This window comes from Pseudomonas sp. SAS7 (assembly GCF_052112345.1).
Taxonomy (GTDB): Bacteria; Pseudomonadota; Gammaproteobacteria; order Pseudomonadales; family Pseudomonadaceae; genus Aquipseudomonas; species Aquipseudomonas putida_Q.
This window is the reverse complement of record NZ_JBEGGO010000002.1, coordinates 423057-439535: the sequence shown is the minus strand read 5'-3', so window position 1 is coordinate 439535 and position 16479 is coordinate 423057. Positions and strand designations below refer to the sequence as shown.

Here is a 16479-nt window from a genome sequence, read left to right as displayed (position 1 = left end):
AACCCACGGGGGCATACGGCTCACAGTGTGTACAATCCAATAGCGAAATGTCTACATCTTTTAGCCTGAAAAACGCTCCAACATGCTCGGATCGGTCAATGGCAACACCCAGCGTCGCTGCCCAGGCTTAAGCCCGCCCTTGCGGGAACGGTCCAGCACCCAGCCACGTGCTTCGACCTGGCGTCCCTTGAGGTTATCGAAGAAGCTGGCGGGGAAGTTGCGTTGCAGACGAGCGGGAACCTGCAGCACCACCGTGTCGTCCAGGGTCAGCCAGACCCCGCCACGGTTGCGCTCGATACCCGTGATGCGGCCACCGATCACAGCGAAACCCGACTGCCTGACAGCACCTGCTGGCACCACGGGCGAGCGCCGCCACACACCAACGCCGCCCTTGCGCGCCGCTTGCTCGGCAACCTGCTGGCAGCCGCTGAGGCTTACATTGGGGGCGATAGCCACGCGGTAGCCCAACCCCTCGCTGAGCAACCGAGCTTCCAGATTGTCTCCACCAAGGCCGTAGATATGCGCCAGGGTGCGGCCATATTTGTCTTTTCCCTCAACGCCTGGCACCAGCCCGACACGCCCATCACTGGCGTTGACCAGCGCTTTAAGGCGCCGCCTGGCGGCCTCGGCATAGGGTTCGCTGGTACGCCCCTTGCGGCCGATTTCCGGGGCATTGATGCCGATCAGGCGCACGCTGCGGCCATCGACCAGGCGCAAGGTATCGCCATCGACGACCTGGCGCACCAGCACTTGCTGGGGCTGCTGCGGCAGAGGGCAGAACGCCAAGGCTGGGAAATGCCAGATGACGCCCATAAAAAAAGCGCCCACAAGGGGCGCTTTTTTGTGCAGCAATGCGAAACCCGAGGGGTTCGCCATGCGCATGATTACTTCTTGGCACCGAACATGCCGAAGCGATCGGCGAACTTCTGTACGCGACCACCGGTGTCCAGGACTTTCTGCTTACCGGTGTAGAACGGGTGGCACAGGTTGCAAACGTCGATCGACAGGGTGTTGCCCAGGGTCGAACGGCTTTCGAACTTGTTGCCGCAGCTGCAGGTGACTGCAACTACTTCGTAGTTCGGGTGGATACCTTCTTTCATGGTCGCTTCCTCGAGCTGCGTGCCGCCATCCAACACCAATTGTTGAATACCGCACGTAATTAGGCGGCAAATAATACCAGAGCGCTGCGTCAGTGCAAGTTGTCGCTTGCACCGACCGTCGTCTGCTAGGCTCGCCAGTCTTTGATACGCCCTCCGAGACCTTCCGCGTGCCCGACGTCATCCTGCGCCTTGCCCTGCCCTCCCCGCTGCGTCGCCTGTTCGACTACAAGGCACCCGCGAGCATGGCGCGCCAGGCCTTGAGCCCAGGCATGCGCATACGCGTGCCCTTCGGCCGCCGCGAAATGATCGGCGTGCTGGTGGAGGTGTGCGCAGAGAGCGAGGTGCCCGCCGACAAGCTCAAGCCGGCCAGCGCCCTGCTCGACCCGGTATCGCCGATCCCGCCATCGCTGTTCAAGTTGTGCCTGTGGACCGCCCAGTACTACCAGCACAGCCTGGGCGACACCCTGAGCTGGGCCCTGCCGACGCTGTTGCGCCAGGGCGAACCTGCCGAGATGCGCCAGGAGCGCTTCTGGCACGTCGCCCCCGGCGCCCGCCTGGAAGACCCGCGCATTGCCCGCGCGCCCCGCCAGCGCGACGCCCTCAAGACCCTGGCCCAGCACCCGCACGGCGTGGCCCACAGCCTGCTGGCCAAGCTCAACCTGAACAAGGACAGCCTCGACCTGCTGCTGGCCAAGGAGCTGGTGCAGATTGAAGTCCGCCGGCACTTGCCGGCGCTACGCCACGAACACTGGCTGGCGCAGCCGGAATTGCCGCTCAACGATGAGCAGCGCGACGCCTTTGACGCCGTGCGCGAAGGTTTTGGCGGCTTTGGCGCGTTCCTGCTGGCCGGTGTCACCGGCAGCGGCAAGACCGAGGTCTACCTGCAGCTGATCCGTGAAACCCTGGAAGCCGGGAAGCAGGCGCTGGTGCTGATCCCGGAGATCAACCTTGGCCCGCAGACCCTGGCGCGCTTCGAGCAACGCTTCAACGCCCGCATCGCGCTGCTGCATTCGGCGGTGAACGACCGCGAGCGCCTGGACGCCTGGCTGGCTGCCCGGGACGGCGAGGCCGATATCATCATCGGCACCCGCTCGGCATTGTTCACGCCGATGAAAAACCCCGGCCTGATCATCATCGACGAGGAGCACGACGGCTCTTATAAACAGCAGGAAGGGCTGCGCTACCACGCCCGGGACCTGGCACTGGTGCGCGCCCACCAGGAGAACATTCCGATCCTGCTAGGTTCTGCCACGCCGTCGCTGGAGACCCTGCACAACGCCCTGACCGGCCGCTACCGCCTGCTGCGCATGAACCAGCGCGCCGGTGGCGCCCGCCCGCCACGCATGCTGCGCCTGGATGTGAAGAGCCTGCCACTGGACAGCGGTATCAGCGGCCCACTGCAGCAAGCCATCCGCCAGACCCTGGAGGCAGGCCAGCAAGTGCTGGTATTCCTCAACCGCCGCGGCTTCGCCCCGACCTTGCTGTGCCACGATTGTGGCTGGCTGTCCGAGTGCCCGCGCTGTGATGCACGCATGACCGTGCACCAGCGTTCTGGCGTGCTGCGCTGCCACCACTGCGGCTATGACGAACGCCTGCCGCACCAGTGCCCGCAGTGCAACCACGTGGACCTGCGCCCGGTCGGTGCGGGCACCGAGCGTGCCGAAGAACGCCTGAAGGTGCTGTTCCCGGACTACCCGATCCTGCGGGTGGACCGCGACAGCACGGCGCGCAAGGACGCCATGCACAACCTGTTCAACACCATACAGCGCGGCCAGCCGAGCATCCTGGTCGGTACGCAGATGCTTGCCAAGGGCCACCACTTCCCGCGAGTGACCCTGGTGGCCATCCTCGATGCCGATGGCGGGCTGTTCTCGGGCGATTTCCGCGCCGGCGAGCGCATGGCGCAGCTGATCGTGCAGGTGGCCGGGCGCGCCGGGCGGGCCGAAGAGCCAGGCAAGGTCATCATCCAGACCCACCTGGCCGACCACCCGCTGCTGGTGCAGCTTACCGAGCAGGGCTACTTTGCCTTTGCCGAACAGGCCCTGGACGAACGCCGCGTCGCCGGGCTGCCGCCCTACTCCCACCTGGCCCTGCTGCGTGCCGAAGCGCACAAGCCGGGGCAGGCCGAAGGTTTCCTTGACGAAGCCTGCGCCGCCGCCGAACGCCTGGTGGCCGAGCAGCGCCTGCCGGGCATCGAACTGCTGGGCCCGGTGCCGGCGCCCATGGAGCGCCGTGCCGGGCGCTTCCGCGCGCAACTGTTGATACAGGCCAATACCCGGGCGCCTTTGCATCGACTGATCAGTGCCTGGTTGCTAGTGTTGGAGCAGATGCCCAGCGGGCGCCAGGTACGCTGGTCGCTGGACGTCGACCCGGTCGACCTGTACTGACGTCTGGAGCTGCTTTGCAGCCCCAAAGGTTGGCAACCCGCTCCCGGCAACGGATAATGCCCAGTTTTTCCACCTGCGCATCCAGGCGCTCACCGCGCTTGCGGTCGAAAAGAGATCCCCATGAAAGACACCATTCGCCAGCTGGTCCAGCAAGCCCTCACCCAACTCGTCACCGACGGTGTGCTGCCTGAAGGGCTGTCGCCGGCGATCCAGGTGGAAAACGCCCGGGACAAGACCCACGGCGACTTCGCCAGCAACATCGCCATGATGCTGGCCAAGCAGGCAGGCATGAAGCCACGCGACCTGGCCGAAAAACTGATCAACGCCCTGCCAGCCAGCGCCGACATCAGCAAGGTGGAAATCGCCGGCCCCGGCTTCCTCAACTTCTTCCAGAACACCGACGCCCTGGCCAACCGCCTGGACGCCGCCCTGGCCGATGACCACCTGGGCGTGCGCAAGGCCGGCCCGCGGGAAAAGGTCGTCATCGACATGTCGGCGCCAAACCTGGCCAAAGAGATGCACGTCGGTCACCTGCGCTCGACCATCATCGGTGACAGCGTCGCACGCGTGCTGGAGTTCTTGGGTGACAATGTCATTCGCCAGAACCACGTCGGCGACTGGGGCACCCAGTTCGGCATGCTGATGGCCTACCTGCAGGAAAACCCGATCACCAGCGACGAGCTGTCGGACCTGGAGAACTTCTACCGGGCGGCGAAGAAACGCTTCGACGAATCGGAAGAGTTCGCCACGCGCGCCCGTGGCCTGGTGGTCAAACTGCAAGCCGGCGACCCTGAGTGCCTGGCCCTGTGGACCCGCTTCAAGGACATCTCGCTGTCGCACTGCCAGAAGACCTACGAGCTGCTCAACGTCAAGCTGACCATGGCCGACGTGATGGGCGAAAGCGCCTACAACGACGACCTGGCCAACGTGGTGGCCGACCTCAAGGCCAAGGGCCTGCTGGTCGAGGACCAAGGCGCCCAGTGCGTATTCCTTGATGAATTCAAGAACAGCGAAGGCGAACCCCTGCCGGTGATCGTGCAGAAAGCCGACGGCGGCTACCTGTACGCCACCACCGACCTGGCCGCCGTGCGCTACCGCAGCAACGTGCTCCACGCTGACCGCGCCCTGTACTTTGTCGACCAGCGCCAGGCCCTGCACTTCAACCAGGTGTTCGAAGTAGCGCGCCGGGCAGGCTTTGTCGGCCACCCGATGCAGATGGAGCACATGGGCTTCGGCACCATGAACGGCGCCGACGGCCGCCCGTTCAAGACCCGCGACGGTGGCACCGTCAAGCTGATCGACCTGCTCACCGAGGCCAAGGAGCGCGCCTACGCGCTGGTCAAGGAAAAGAACCCGAGCCTGGCCGACGAAGATCTGCGCCACATCGGCGAAGTGGTTGGCATTGGCGCGGTGAAATACGCCGACCTGTCCAAGCACCGCACCAGCGACTACAGCTTCAACTTCGAGCTGATGCTCAACTTCGAAGGCAACACCGCCCCGTACCTGCTGTACGCCTACACCCGCGTAGCCGGCGTGTTCCGCAAGCTGGGCAAGGGCTTTGACGAAGTCGACGGCAAGATCGTGCTGCAGGCCGCCCACGAGCAGGACCTGGCTGCGCGCCTGGCGCAGTTTGGCGAAACCCTCAACAGCGTCGCCGAAAAAGGCACGCCGCACGTGCTGTGCAGCTACCTGTACGACCTGGCCGGGCTGTTCTCCAGCTTCTACGAGAACTGCCCGATCCTCGCCGCCGAAACCCCGGAGCAACAGCAAAGCCGCTTGCGCCTGGCCGCCCTGACCGGCCGCACCCTCAAACAAGGTCTGGAACTGCTCGGCCTGGAAACCCTGGAGCGCATGTAAGTTGGCTGCCAAGAAAAAACCCGCCCCAAAACGCGGCGCCAGCCGCCAGACGGCACCGGCCAAACAGCCGATCCCTGGTTGGATATGGATGGCCGTCGGCCTCACCGTAGGCGCGTTCATCGTGTTCCTGATGAAGCTCGAGCCGGGGGGCGAAGACATCAAGCGTGCCAAGCCCGAGCAGCAGAAGACGGAAAAAGTGACCGAAGCCAGCAAGCCTGCGCAGGCCACCCCACAGCAGCCGGTGAAGCCGAAGTACGACTTCTACACCCTGCTGCCGGAGTCTGAGGTGATCGTGCCGCCAGAAGCGGTACCAGAGAAGACGCCACCGGTACCGGCCCAGCCGGTGACCCCGGTGACACCGGCAGAAGCGGCAAAAATCGACACCGCGCGGGCCCAGGCGGCGTTGCTGGGCCAGACCCCGCCACCGCCACCACCGGTGATCAAGCCGGCTGCGACCACCCAGTACTTCCTGCAGGCCGGCTCGTTCCGCAAGCAGGCCGATGCCGACAAGGTCCGCGCGCAGATCATCCTGCTGGGCCAGTCGGTGAAGGTGGAGTCGGGTACGGTCAAGGACGAGACCTGGTACCGCGTATTGGTCGGGCCGTTCAGCAACCGTGAGCAACTGACCGGGGCGCAGAAGCAACTGGCCGGGGCTGGGTTCAGCAACCTGTTGCTGCAACAGCGGCAGACCCGGCAGTAACCCAGCAGAAAAAAAGGCCTTGTCGTTTCGGTACGACAAGGCCTTTTTCATGGGCGCTCATGGCCTCTTCGCGGGTGAACCCGCTCCCACAGGGTTTACGGCGCCTGTGGAAGCGGGTTTACCCGCGAAGCATTTCAACGCAAGGCATTTCGCTCGGACACCTGGCTGTTCAGGGTCCAGAAGTCGTACAGCACGCCCACCAGGAACAAGCCGCCGGTAAAGAAGTAGATGATCGCGGTGATCCACTTGCCCTGATACAGCCGATGCAGGCCAAACACCCCAAGGAAGGTCAGCAGAACCCAGGCGATGTTGTAGTCGATACGGCCGGACTGGAACCTCAGATCGGCTTCACGGTCCATGGACGGGATCAGAAACAGGTCGATCAGCCAACCAATGCCCAGCAGGCCGAAGGTAAAGAACCAGATGGTCCCGGTAATCGGCTTGCCGTAATAGAAACGATGCGACCCGGTGAAGCCAAAAATCCACAGCAGGTAACCAATGGTCTTGCTATGGGTGTCGTGAAAGGGCGCCCCCTGTTGATAACTGTTCATGCGTAGCCCTCGTGGGTTATCCGAAAATTTTCTAAAAAAAAATGTGACTTTCTCGTCGCAGGCCGACGTACGGCACCTGGGCAATCGACCAACGGATCAAAGATTGATCAAAAAGCTGTTATAAAGTTGCGCGCCCAACACATAACTATTCATAAGAGCTTCATCTATGCCGCCTTTGATCAAGACATGGCTGACCCTCTGCCTATTATTGCCCCTGGCCGCCCACGCCACCAATCGTGAGCAACGTCTTCCCAATGGTTTCACCGGCTATACCACCAATGCCTCGGTGAAACACGCGCCGGTCAAGCAGACCGCCCTGCGCGCACGCCCCAGTAATGCCGCCAGCAACCGCGGCTTGCCAGTCGCTGCGATGTCGCCGAAGCAGAGCAGCGATGTGCTTAGCCGTGCGGTTAATGTGCTCGGTACCCCTTATGTTTGGGGTGGCAGCAGCCCGAAAAAAGGCTTTGACTGCAGCGGGCTGGTGAAATACGCCTTCAACGATGTCGCCGACGTCGACCTGCCGCGCACCTCCAATGCCATGGCCCAAGGCCACGGCGTCAAGGTAGCCAAGGGTGACCTGAAGCCTGGTGACCTGATCTTCTTCAACATCAAGAGCCGTCGGGTAAACCATGTTGCCATCTACCTGGGCAACGACCGCTTCATCCACGCACCACGGCGTGGCAAGCGGGTAAGCATCGACAACCTGAGCAAGCCCTACTGGCAAAAGCACTACGTAGTAGCCAAGCGGGTGCTGCCGAAGGAACAGCAGCAGCTGAACCTGGCCAAGCGCTGAGCAGGCCCGGCCCTTTCGCGGGTGAACCCGCTCCCACAGGGACCGCACAGTCTTCAAAGGCTGCTTCGTACTTGTGGGAGCGGGTTTACCCGCGAAGAGGCCAGAACAGGCACTATAGGTCTTTGATCAGCCCCTTCTCTCTCAGCTCCCGCATTGCCCCCTCCATCGTCCGCATCCCTTCTGCACCACCCGCCTGCATCACCGAACACAACTGCGCCATTCGCCCCTCCCGCACCAGGTTGCGCACCGCCGGCGTCGCCACCAGCACTTCCCGCGCCGCCACCCGCCCACCGCCCGCACGCCTGAACAGTACCTGCGCCACCACAAGGCGCAACGACTCGGCCAACATCGCCCGCACCAAGGGCTTTTCCTCGGCAGCAAACACCTCCACCAACCGGTCAACGCTGCTGGCCGCCGATCGCGTATGCACGGTCGCCAGCACCAGGTGCCCGGTCTCGGCTGCGCGCAAGGCCAGGCGAACGCTTTCCAGGTCACGTAGCTCACCGATCATGATCACATCCGGGTCCTGGCGCAGCGCACTGCGCAGCCCCTGGGCGAAGCCGCCGCTATGGCGGCCAATCTCACGCTGGTTGATCAGGCTGCGCTGGCGGCTGTGGATAACTTCGACCGGGTCTTCGAGGGTGATGATGTGCAGCGCGCGTTCGCGGTTCAGCTGGTCGATCAACGTCGCCAGGGTGCTGGACTTGCCACTGCCGGTAGGCCCACCTACCAGGATCAGGCCATCAGTGCATTGCGCAACAGCTTGATACACATCCCCCAGGTCGAGCTCATCCAGCGTGGCGATCCGCCCCGGGATCAGCCTGAAGGTAACCCCAGGGCCGTTCAGTTGGCGAAACAGGTTCAGCCGAAAGCGGCCAAGCGCCGGCAACTCAAGCGCCAGGTCCAGCTCATCGCCCTCGGCCCACTGCCGCCGTTGGTGTTCAGCCAGCAAGGGCGCCATGCCTTCGGCCAGGTCTGCCGGCATCAGCGCCGGCAAATTCATGCGTTGCAAGTCACCCTCAAGGCGCAGCATCGGGATCTGGCCCGCCGCCAGGTGCAGGTCCGAAGCCCCCGCATCCACGGCCCGGGCCAACAGGTCGGTCACATCCATGAGACTCCCCAAAGGCCTTCAAGTAGGTAGAATGCCGCAGACCCTACAGCCGCCGGCATCCGTCCATGTCCACCCTAGCAGACAACCTTTCCGCTATTTCCGCCCGTATCGCCAGCGCTGCCCAGGCTGCCGGGCGCGATCCGGCCAGCGTCCAGTTGCTGGCCGTGAGCAAGACCAAGCCCGCCAGCGCCATTCGCGAAATCCACGCCGCTGGCGTGCGCGATGTCGGGGAAAACTACCTACAGGAAGCGCTGACAAAGCAGCAGGCGCTAAGCGACCTGCCCTTGATCTGGCACTTCATCGGCCCCATTCAGTCGAACAAGACCAAAGCCATCGCCGAGCATTTCGACTGGGTGCATTCCGTGGACCGCCTGAAAATTGCCCAACGCCTGTCCGAGCAGCGCCCTGCCGGCCTGGCGCCACTGAACCTCTGCCTGCAAGTGAACGTGAGTGGCGAAGACAGCAAGTCTGGCTGCGCCCCCGCTGACCTTCCGGCCTTGGCCAAGGCCGTCGCCGGGCTGCCCAACCTGCGCTTGCGCGGGTTGATGGCAATTCCCGAGCCCACCGACGACCGCGCCGCCCAGGAGGCTGCCTTCGCCCGTTTGCGCCAGTTGCAGGAAAGCCTGGGCCTTGGCCTGGACACCCTGTCCATGGGCATGAGCCACGACCTGGAGGCGGCTATCGCACAAGGTGCGACCTGGGTACGCATCGGCACCGCCCTGTTTGGTGCCCGCGACTACGGCCAAAACTGACTCCATGCTTTACTCACTCTTCCCCACAAGGACCTGACATGAGCAAGACACGTATTGCCTTTATCGGCGCCGGCAACATGGCCGCCAGCCTGATCGGTGGTTTGCGTGCCCAGGGCCTGGACGCCTCGCAGATCCGCGCCAGCGACCCGGGCGCCGAGACCCGCACCCGCATCCAGGCCGAGCACGGCATCGAAACGTTCGAGAACAACGCCCAGGCCATCGACGGCGCCGACGTCATCGTGCTGGCGGTCAAGCCGCAGGTCATGAAAGCCGTGTGCCAGGCGCTGCAACCCAACCTGCAGGATGGCCAACTGATCGTTTCCATCGCCGCCGGCATCACCTGTGCCAGCCTGCAAAGCTGGGTGGGCACTCGCCCGGTGGTGCGCTGCATGCCCAATACCCCTGCGCTGCTGCGCCAGGGCGTAAGCGGCCTGTACGCCACTGCTGAAGTGTCGGACGAGCAGCGCCAGCAGGCCGAACAGCTGCTGTCGGCCGTCGGCACCGCCCTGTGGCTGGAGCAGGAACAACAACTGGACGCGGTGACCGCTGTATCCGGCAGCGGCCCTGCGTACTTCTTCCTGCTGATCGAGGCCATGACCGCCGCAGGCGAAAAACTCGGCCTGCCCCGTGAAACCGCTTCCCAGCTGACCTTGCAGACCGCCCTTGGCGCTGCCCGCATGGCAGTTGCCAGCGATGTCGATGCCGCCGAGCTGCGCCGCCGCGTCACTTCGCCCGCCGGCACCACCGAAGCTGCGATCAAGTCGTTCCAGGCCAGCGGCTTCGAAGCCATCGTCGAGCAGGCGCTGCGGGCCGCGGCCACGCGCTCCGCCGAGCTGGCCGAACAACTGGGCAAATAAGGAGCTTTAGATGAATGCACTGTCCGGCGCCGCGATCTTCGTGGTGCAAACCCTGGTCAGCCTCTACCTGGTGATCGTCCTGCTGCGTTTTGTCCTGCAACTGGTCAAAGCCAACTTCTATAACCCGCTGTGCCAGTTCGCGGTACGCGCCACGCAGCCGCTGCTCAAGCCGATCCGCCGGATCATCCCCAGCATCGGCGGGCTGGATACCTCGTCGCTGCTGCTGGCGGTGGTCATCCAGGCCCTGCTGATGGGCTTCGTGCTGATGGTCACCTACGGTACCTTCGGTGATGTCCTGCACCTGCTCATGTGGGCGATCATTGGTATCACTTCGCTGTTCCTGAAGATCTTCTGGGTGGCGATGATCGTCATGGTGATCGTGTCGTGGGTTGCCCCCAACAGCCACAACCCGGCAGCAGAGCTTGCCTACCAGATCAGCGAGCCGGTGCTGGCACCGTTCCGCCGCATCGTGCCCAACCTGGGCGGCATGGACATCTCGCCAATCTTCGCCTTCCTGGCGATCCAGGTGATCCAGTCGTTCGTCATGCCCCCGCTGGCCGCCTACGCGGGCATGCCACAAGAACTGTGGCGCATGATCTGACCCTGGTTGCTTTCAGCGGCAAGCCTTTGCTTGCCGCTGGGGGTAGCGCTCTTTAGACTTACGCCTCCGTCAAGCGTGAGCAGGGTCGATGTCCACTGTCTTTCCCGAAGATTCCGTCGGTCTGGTAGTACCGCAAACCGCCCGGTTCGATGAACCGCTGGCACTGGCTTGTGGCCGCTCCCTGGCCAGTTACGAGCTGGTCTACGAGACCTATGGCACCCTGAACGCCAGCGCGAGCAACGCCGTGCTGATCTGCCATGCCCTGTCCGGCCACCACCATGCCGCCGGCTACCATGCCGCCACTGACCGCAAACCGGGCTGGTGGGACAGCTGCATCGGCCCAGGCAAACCGATCGACACCAACCGCTTCTTCGTGGTCAGCCTGAACAACCTCGGCGGCTGCAACGGCAGCACCGGCCCCAGCAGCGTCAACCCGGCCACGGGCAAGCCTTACGGCGCCGACTTCCCGGTACTGACCGTAGAGGACTGGGTGCACAGCCAGGTGCGCCTGGGCGAGCGCCTGGGCATCCAGCAATGGGCCGCTGTCGTCGGCGGCAGCCTGGGCGGCATGCAGGCACTGCAATGGACCATCAGCTACCCGGAGCGTGTGCGCCACTGCGTCGACATTGCCTCGGCGCCCAAGCTGTCGGCGCAGAACATCGCCTTCAACGAAGTGGCTCGCCAGGCGATCCTCACCGACCCCGAATTCCATGGTGGTTCGTTCCAGGACCAAGGCGTCATTCCCAAGCGCGGCTTGATGCTGGCGCGCATGGTCGGCCATATCACCTACCTGTCCGACGACTCGATGGGTGAAAAATTCGGCCGTGAGCTGAAAAGCGACAAGCTCAACTACGACTTCCACAGCGTCGAGTTCCAGGTCGAAAGCTACCTGCGCTACCAAGGCGAGGAGTTTTCCGGCCGTTTCGACGCCAACACCTACCTGCTGATGACCAAGGCGCTGGACTACTTCGATCCGGCTGCTGCCCAAGGCGGTGACCTGGCTGCCACCCTGGCTCACGTGAAGGCGGATTACTGCATCATGTCGTTCACCACCGACTGGCGCTTCTCGCCGGCCCGCTCGCGCGAGATCGTCGACGCCCTGATGGCTGCGCGCAAGAACGTCTGCTACCTGGAGATCGAATCGCCTTACGGGCACGATGCCTTCCTGATCCCCACGCCTCGCTACATGCAGGGTTTCTCGAACTACATGAACCGCATTGCCATCTGAGGACAGCATGAGAGCCGATCTGGAAATCATCCACGACTGGATCCCCGCCGGCAGCCGGGTACTCGACCTGGGCTGCGGCAGCGGCGAACTGCTGGCCTCGCTGCGTGACCGCAAACAGGTCACCGGCTATGGCCTGGAGATCGACGCCGACAACATCGCCGCCTGCGTGGCCAAGGGCGTCAACGTCATCGAGCAGGACCTGGACAAGGGCCTGGGCAACTTCGCCAGCAACAGTTTCGACGTAGTGATCATGACCCAGGCCCTGCAGGCCGTGGAGTACCCCGACCGCATCCTCGACGAGATGCTGCGCGTGGGCCGCCAGTGCATCATCACCTTCCCCAACTTCGGCCACTGGCGCTGCCGCTGGTACCTGGCGACCAAAGGCCGCATGCCGGTATCGGACTTCATGCCGTATACCTGGTACAACACGCCGAACATCCACTTCTGCACCTTCGCCGACTTCGAAGAGCTGGTGCACGAACGCAGGGCCAAGGTGCTGGACCGCCTGGCCGTCGACCACTTGCACCGCAACGGGTGGGGTGGCCGGCTATGGCCTAATCTTCTAGGTGAGATCGGCATCTATCGCGTCAGCAGCCCGGGCCTGCAAGAGCACCAGCTCGCTGTCTGACGCCCACCGGAGGAATTGCCCCATGCGTCGCCTAGCCCTGTTCCTGATCAGTCTGTGCCTGGCATTGCCGGTACTGGCTGCCGATGCCGCCCGGCCCGAGCGCAAGGAAGTGTTTGGCAACGTGACGGTGCATTACAGCGCATTCACGTCGAGCATGCTGACACCCGAGGTGGCCGCAGCCACCGGCCTGGTACGCAGCAAGAACCAGGGCGTGCTCAACATTGCCGTGCTCAAGGCCGACAAACCTGCCATGGCGGTGGTCAGCGGCACGGTCAAGGACCTGACCGGGCGCAGCAGCCCGCTGTCCTTTAAGCAGGTTACCGAACAGGGCGCGGTGTACTACATCGCCCAGTTCAAGATCGACCAGCCAGAAACCGTCACCTTCGACCTGAACATCGAAACCGGCGGCATCAGCAACTCCCTCAGCTTCAACCAGGAAGTGTTCCCAGGCGAATGATGAATTTCCAGCAACTCGTATTGGCCAGCCATAACGCCGGCAAACTCAAGGAACTCCAGGCCATGCTCGGCCAGTCCGTGCAGCTGCGCTCGATTGGCGAGTTCAGCCAGGTCGAGCCGGAAGAAACCGGCCTTTCGTTCGTCGAGAACGCCATCCTCAAGGCACGCAACGCCGCGCGTATTTCCGGCCTGCCGGCCCTGGCCGACGATTCTGGCCTGGCCGTGGACTTCCTCGGTGGTGCGCCGGGTATCTACTCGGCACGCTATGCCGACGGCAAGGGTGACGCAGCGAACAACGCCAAGCTGCTCGAAGCCCTGAAAGACGTGCCCGAGGCCGAGCGCGGCGCGCAGTTCGTCTGCGTCCTGGCGCTGGTGCGCCATGCCGACGACCCGTTGCCGATACTGTGCGAAGGCCTGTGGCACGGCAGCATCCTGTTCGAGGCCAGCGGCGAGCACGGTTTCGGCTACGACCCGCTGTTCTGGGTACCGGAGCGCAACTGCTCCAGCGCCGACCTGGCCCCGGCAGATAAAAACCAGCTCAGCCACCGCGCCCGTGCCATGGCCCTGCTGCGCCAACGTCTGGGCCTGGCATGATCGAAATGCTGTCTTCTCCCGGCGCGGCGGCCTTTACCAGCCTGCCGCCGCTGGCGCTGTACATCCACATCCCGTGGTGCGTACGCAAATGCCCTTACTGCGACTTCAACTCCCACGCTGCCGGACCTGAACTGCCGGAAGACGCCTACGTCACAGCCCTGCTGGACGACCTCGACCAGGAGCTGGCCGCCGTACAGGGCCGCCCGATCAGCTCGATCTTCTTTGGTGGCGGTACGCCCAGCCTGTTCAGTGCCGATGCCCTGGGGCGGCTGCTGCGCGGCGTGGAACAACGCATCCCGTTCGCGCCAGACATCGAAATCACCCTGGAGGCCAACCCGGGTACTTTCGAGCAGGACAAGTTCAAGGCCTACCGGCAAACCGGCATCAACCGCCTGTCCATCGGCGTTCAGAGCTTCCAGGGCGCCAAGCTGGAGGCGCTGGGACGCATCCACAATGGCGACGAAGCGGTCCGTGCTGCCGGCATGGCGCGTGCTGCCGGCTTCGACAACTTCAACATGGACCTGATGCACGGCCTGCCCGACCAGTCGCTGGATGACGCGCTGGGCGACCTGCGCCAGGCCATTGACCTGGGCCCGACGCACCTGTCGTGGTACCAGCTGACCGTGGAACCGAACACGGTGTTCTGGAACCAGCCGCCAGAGCTGCCCGAGGACGACATCCTCTGGGACATCCAGGAGGCCGGCCAGGCACTGATGGCCGAGCACGGCTATCGCCAATACGAGGTCTCGGCCTATGCCCAGGCGGGCCGTGCAGCCCAGCACAACCTCAACTACTGGCGCTTTGGCGACTTTATCGGCATCGGTGCCGGTGCCCACGGCAAGCTGACCTTCGCCGATGGCCGCATCCTGCGCACCTGGAAAACCCGCCTGCCCAAGGACTACCTGAACCTGGCCAAGCCGTTCAAGGCCGGCGAGAAGCTGCTGCCAGTCGACGAACTGCCGTTCGAGTTCCTGATGAACGCCTTGCGGCTTACCGATGGCGTGGAAGCCGAACTGTTCACCCAGCGCACCGGTTTGCCGCTGGCACAGCTGCGCGAGGCACGCCGCGCCGCCGAACAAAAAGGCCTTTTACAGGTCGAACCGGATCGACTGGTAGCCACGCCAAGGGGCCAGTTGTTCCTCAATGACCTGCTGCAGTATTTCTTGACCTAAGGATGACCCATGGATCTGGTACTTGATCTGCTCGCAACGGTTTCCCGCTGGAGCCGCGGCAACCTGTCGGAGATTTCACTGGCCTTGGTAGGCTGTCTGCTGGTGCTGTTCGGCAGCGATGTGAAAGCCTGGGCCGAACAACGCCTGGGTGGCCTGGCGGGTGCACTGCGGGTGCCGTTCATGGCGCTGATGGTGATGATCGGCAGCGGTGCGGCGCTGATCTATGCCACGCCGTGGGTGGTGAAGGGGTTGGCACAGTTCAACAACTACGCGCTGGCGCCGGTGTTGCTGGTGGTGCTGGTGCTGATTGGTGTGGTGGCTGATCGCCGAGGGTAAGGGTTGCAAAAAGCTGCCCCGGGGAACCAGGGCAGCCCAACCACCTGACTAGCCCTTAACGGGCATCATCGAAGTGGTCACGCATGAAGTCCCGAACGGTCTTGAGCACAATCAAGATCCGAATGAGCTTCCAGACGCGGCTCAGCGCATCAAGCAAACGCTTCATATGCCTTGGCCTCCGTGTTGGCGGGCCAATCTTCCAGCATCTAACCGGCACTTCGATGCCTTCGAAAACTCTGGGGACGTTTTCGGTGAAGTGGCCAGGTTAATGGCCCTTCGAAGTCAGTTACCGGCACGGTTCTCAGGCCGTGTCGAAGGGGCCGGAAAGCAGAATTCTTCTCCTACCCGACCCATCACCGAATTTTTCCCCACAGGAGCAACACGATGATAATTGGGATGCGCAATCAAAGCTGTTAACCGCGCAGACACACGTGATGCTGGATATTTCTGATCGTTGACGCGCCCTTTTTGGCTGCTTATGATCCCCTGACTGTGGGGGCGTTTTCGGTGAAGTCCCAGAGCGAAGGATACTCAGTCCTGTCGCCCACAAAAAAACCGCCTTTCTCAAGGCGGTTTTTTTTCGCCCGCATTTCTGCAAGCACCAGCACATCGAAAGGCCAGATCAGCCGATCAATCCACCTTCTCGAACTTCAAATCCCACACCCCATGCCCCAGCCGCTCGCCGCGGCGTTCGAACTTGGTGATCGGGCGCTCTTCGGGGCGTGGCACGTAGGTGCCGTCGGCTGCACGGTTGCGATAGCCCGGGGCGGCGCTCATCACTTCCAGCATGTACTGGGCATACGGCTCCCAGTCGGTGGCCATGTGGAACACGCCACCGGGCTTGAGCTTGCGACGTACCAGCTCGGCAAACTCCAGCTGGACGATGCGCCGCTTGTGGTGACGCGCCTTGTGCCAAGGGTCTGGGAAGAACAGCATCAGGCGGTCGAGGCTGTTGTCCGCCACGCAGCGGTTCAGCACTTCGATGGCATCGCAGTCGTACACCCGCAGGTTCTTCAGGCCCTGAGTCAGTACGCCGTTGAGCAGCGCGCCGACACCCGGGCGGTGAACTTCTACACCGATAAAATCCTGCTCAGGCGCGGCAGCCGCCATTTCCAGCAGGGAATGGCCCATGCCGAAGCCGATCTCCAGGGTGCGGGGCGCCGAACGGCCGAACACCTGGTCGTAGTCCACCGGGCTGTCGGCCAGCGGCAGGATGTACAGCGGGCCGCCCTGGTCCAGGCCGCGTTGCTGGCCTTCGGTCATGCGCCCGGCGCGCATCACGAAGCTCTTGATGCGGCGGTGTGGGCGGGCTTCGCCGTCGGGGGTGATCGGCGTATCGTGCGATTCAGTCATCAG

18 protein-coding genes are annotated in these 16479 nt (G+C 63.5%); 13 read left to right on the top strand and 5 right to left on the bottom strand.

What is annotated here, in order from left to right; translation table 11 throughout:
- Positions 1-60: 60 nt before the first annotated feature.
- Positions 61-882 carry a thermonuclease family protein gene (locus tag ABI582_RS05610; protein ID WP_442118584.1) on the bottom strand — a complete coding sequence of 274 codons (822 nt, stop codon included), beginning with the start codon at positions 880-882 and terminating at the stop codon, positions 61-63.
- Between the two features lie 2 nt (positions 883-884).
- Positions 885-1100 carry a 50S ribosomal protein L31 gene (gene rpmE, locus ABI582_RS05605; RefSeq protein ID WP_016489630.1) on the bottom strand — a complete coding sequence of 72 codons (216 nt, stop codon included), beginning with the start codon at positions 1098-1100 and terminating at the stop codon, positions 885-887.
- 167 nt (positions 1101-1267) lie between these two features.
- Between rpmE and ABI582_RS05600 the strand changes: the two genes are divergently transcribed.
- The 3 genes from ABI582_RS05600 (at position 1268) to ABI582_RS05590 (ending at position 6044) form a co-directional block, all read left to right on the top strand.
- The gene (locus ABI582_RS05600; protein ID WP_442118622.1) at positions 1268-3487 is read left to right on the top strand and encodes a primosomal protein N'; all 2220 of its coding nucleotides are present in this window, start codon (positions 1268-1270) and stop codon (positions 3485-3487) included.
- 120 nt (positions 3488-3607) lie between these two features.
- On the top strand, positions 3608-5344 hold the full coding sequence (gene argS / locus ABI582_RS05595) for an arginine--tRNA ligase (RefSeq protein ID WP_442118583.1): 1737 nt from the start codon (positions 3608-3610) through the stop codon (positions 5342-5344).
- 1 nt (position 5345) lies between these two features.
- Entirely contained in the window at positions 5346-6044 is a 699-nt protein-coding gene (locus tag ABI582_RS05590; RefSeq protein ID WP_338745512.1) for an SPOR domain-containing protein, read from the top strand.
- Between the two features lie 134 nt (positions 6045-6178).
- Here ABI582_RS05590 and ABI582_RS05585 read toward each other — a convergent pair whose 3' ends face one another.
- Positions 6179-6595 carry an NINE protein gene (locus ABI582_RS05585; protein ID WP_258654274.1) on the bottom strand — a complete coding sequence of 139 codons (417 nt, stop codon included), beginning with the start codon at positions 6593-6595 and terminating at the stop codon, positions 6179-6181.
- A 166-nt stretch (positions 6596-6761) separates the two neighbouring features.
- On the opposite strand from ABI582_RS05585, the gene ABI582_RS05580 reads away from it, so the two are divergent.
- Entirely contained in the window at positions 6762-7388 is a 627-nt protein-coding gene (locus tag ABI582_RS05580; RefSeq protein WP_341797011.1) for a C40 family peptidase, read from the top strand.
- A 112-nt stretch (positions 7389-7500) separates the two neighbouring features.
- Here the strand turns inward: ABI582_RS05580 and ABI582_RS05575 are convergent, their stop codons facing one another.
- Positions 7501-8499, bottom strand: coding sequence for a type IV pilus twitching motility protein PilT (locus tag ABI582_RS05575; RefSeq protein ID WP_442118582.1), 999 nt, complete (start codon positions 8497-8499; stop codon positions 7501-7503).
- 65 nt (positions 8500-8564) lie between these two features.
- Between ABI582_RS05575 and ABI582_RS05570 the strand changes: the two genes are divergently transcribed.
- The 9 genes from ABI582_RS05570 to ABI582_RS05530 all read left to right on the top strand — a co-directional run bounded on the left by ABI582_RS05570 (position 8565) and on the right by ABI582_RS05530 (position 15123).
- Positions 8565-9251 carry a YggS family pyridoxal phosphate-dependent enzyme gene (locus ABI582_RS05570; RefSeq protein WP_019472088.1) on the top strand — a complete coding sequence of 229 codons (687 nt, stop codon included), beginning with the start codon at positions 8565-8567 and terminating at the stop codon, positions 9249-9251.
- Positions 9252-9289: 38 nt separating this feature from the next.
- Positions 9290-10108 carry a pyrroline-5-carboxylate reductase gene (proC, locus tag ABI582_RS05565; protein ID WP_442118581.1) on the top strand — a complete coding sequence of 273 codons (819 nt, stop codon included), beginning with the start codon at positions 9290-9292 and terminating at the stop codon, positions 10106-10108.
- A gap of 10 nt (positions 10109-10118) precedes the next feature.
- Positions 10119-10709 carry a YggT family protein gene (locus ABI582_RS05560; protein WP_338745516.1) on the top strand — a complete coding sequence of 197 codons (591 nt, stop codon included), beginning with the start codon at positions 10119-10121 and terminating at the stop codon, positions 10707-10709.
- A gap of 88 nt (positions 10710-10797) precedes the next feature.
- Positions 10798-11937: a homoserine O-succinyltransferase MetX gene (metX, locus tag ABI582_RS05555; protein WP_019472085.1), complete on the top strand. Its 1140-nt coding sequence runs from the start codon at positions 10798-10800 to the stop codon at positions 11935-11937.
- 7 nt (positions 11938-11944) lie between these two features.
- A complete protein-coding gene (metW, locus tag ABI582_RS05550; protein ID WP_003249106.1) occupies positions 11945-12565 on the top strand; it encodes a methionine biosynthesis protein MetW in 621 nt (206 codons plus the stop codon).
- Between the two features lie 22 nt (positions 12566-12587).
- Positions 12588-13022 (top strand): DUF4426 domain-containing protein, encoded by a 435-nt coding sequence (locus ABI582_RS05545; RefSeq protein ID WP_063423296.1) that lies wholly within the window; start codon positions 12588-12590, stop codon positions 13020-13022.
- Complete coding sequence (gene rdgB / locus ABI582_RS05540) at positions 13019-13615, top strand: RdgB/HAM1 family non-canonical purine NTP pyrophosphatase (protein ID WP_016502062.1); 597 nt, start codon at positions 13019-13021, stop codon at positions 13613-13615. Before ABI582_RS05545 ends, rdgB begins: the two co-directional genes overlap by 4 nt.
- Complete coding sequence (gene hemW, locus ABI582_RS05535; protein ID WP_442118580.1) at positions 13612-14787, top strand: radical SAM family heme chaperone HemW; 1176 nt, start codon at positions 13612-13614, stop codon at positions 14785-14787. The genes rdgB and hemW overlap by 4 nt, the downstream gene beginning before the upstream one ends.
- Positions 14788-14796: 9 nt before the next feature.
- Positions 14797-15123 (top strand): DUF3392 domain-containing protein, encoded by a 327-nt coding sequence (locus ABI582_RS05530; protein ID WP_019472081.1) that lies wholly within the window; start codon positions 14797-14799, stop codon positions 15121-15123.
- A 630-nt stretch (positions 15124-15753) separates the two neighbouring features.
- Here ABI582_RS05530 and trmB read toward each other — a convergent pair.
- Positions 15754-16476, bottom strand: a complete 723-nt coding sequence (trmB, locus tag ABI582_RS05525; protein ID WP_197897823.1) for a tRNA (guanosine(46)-N7)-methyltransferase TrmB — start codon at positions 16474-16476, stop codon at positions 15754-15756.
- Positions 16477-16479: the final 3 nt, after the last annotated feature.

Excerpts from the sequence above, each read along its gene's own strand:
- ABI582_RS05610 (WP_442118584.1), bottom strand. The coding sequence starts at position 882 with ATGCGCATGGCGAACCCCTCGGGTTTCGCATTGCTGCACAAAAAAGCG.
- rpmE (WP_016489630.1), bottom strand. The coding sequence starts at position 1,100 with ATGAAAGAAGGTATCCACCCGAACTACGAAGTAGTTGCAGTCACCTGC.
- argS (WP_442118583.1), top strand. The coding sequence starts at position 3,608 with ATGAAAGACACCATTCGCCAGCTGGTCCAGCAAGCCCTCACCCAACTC.
- ABI582_RS05585 (WP_258654274.1), bottom strand. The coding sequence starts at position 6,595 with ATGAACAGTTATCAACAGGGGGCGCCCTTTCACGACACCCATAGCAAG.
- ABI582_RS05580 (WP_341797011.1), top strand. The coding sequence starts at position 6,762 with ATGCCGCCTTTGATCAAGACATGGCTGACCCTCTGCCTATTATTGCCC.
- ABI582_RS05575 (WP_442118582.1), bottom strand. The coding sequence starts at position 8,499 with ATGGATGTGACCGACCTGTTGGCCCGGGCCGTGGATGCGGGGGCTTCG.
- ABI582_RS05570 (WP_019472088.1), top strand. The coding sequence starts at position 8,565 with ATGTCCACCCTAGCAGACAACCTTTCCGCTATTTCCGCCCGTATCGCC.
- proC (WP_442118581.1), top strand. The coding sequence starts at position 9,290 with ATGAGCAAGACACGTATTGCCTTTATCGGCGCCGGCAACATGGCCGCC.
- ABI582_RS05560 (WP_338745516.1), top strand. The coding sequence starts at position 10,119 with ATGAATGCACTGTCCGGCGCCGCGATCTTCGTGGTGCAAACCCTGGTC.
- metX (WP_019472085.1), top strand. The coding sequence starts at position 10,798 with ATGTCCACTGTCTTTCCCGAAGATTCCGTCGGTCTGGTAGTACCGCAA.
- metW (WP_003249106.1), top strand. The coding sequence starts at position 11,945 with ATGAGAGCCGATCTGGAAATCATCCACGACTGGATCCCCGCCGGCAGC.
- ABI582_RS05545 (WP_063423296.1), top strand. The coding sequence starts at position 12,588 with ATGCGTCGCCTAGCCCTGTTCCTGATCAGTCTGTGCCTGGCATTGCCG.
- rdgB (WP_016502062.1), top strand. The coding sequence starts at position 13,019 with ATGATGAATTTCCAGCAACTCGTATTGGCCAGCCATAACGCCGGCAAA.
- hemW (WP_442118580.1), top strand. The coding sequence starts at position 13,612 with ATGATCGAAATGCTGTCTTCTCCCGGCGCGGCGGCCTTTACCAGCCTG.
- ABI582_RS05530 (WP_019472081.1), top strand. The coding sequence starts at position 14,797 with ATGGATCTGGTACTTGATCTGCTCGCAACGGTTTCCCGCTGGAGCCGC.
- trmB (WP_197897823.1), bottom strand. The coding sequence starts at position 16,476 with ATGACTGAATCGCACGATACGCCGATCACCCCCGACGGCGAAGCCCGC.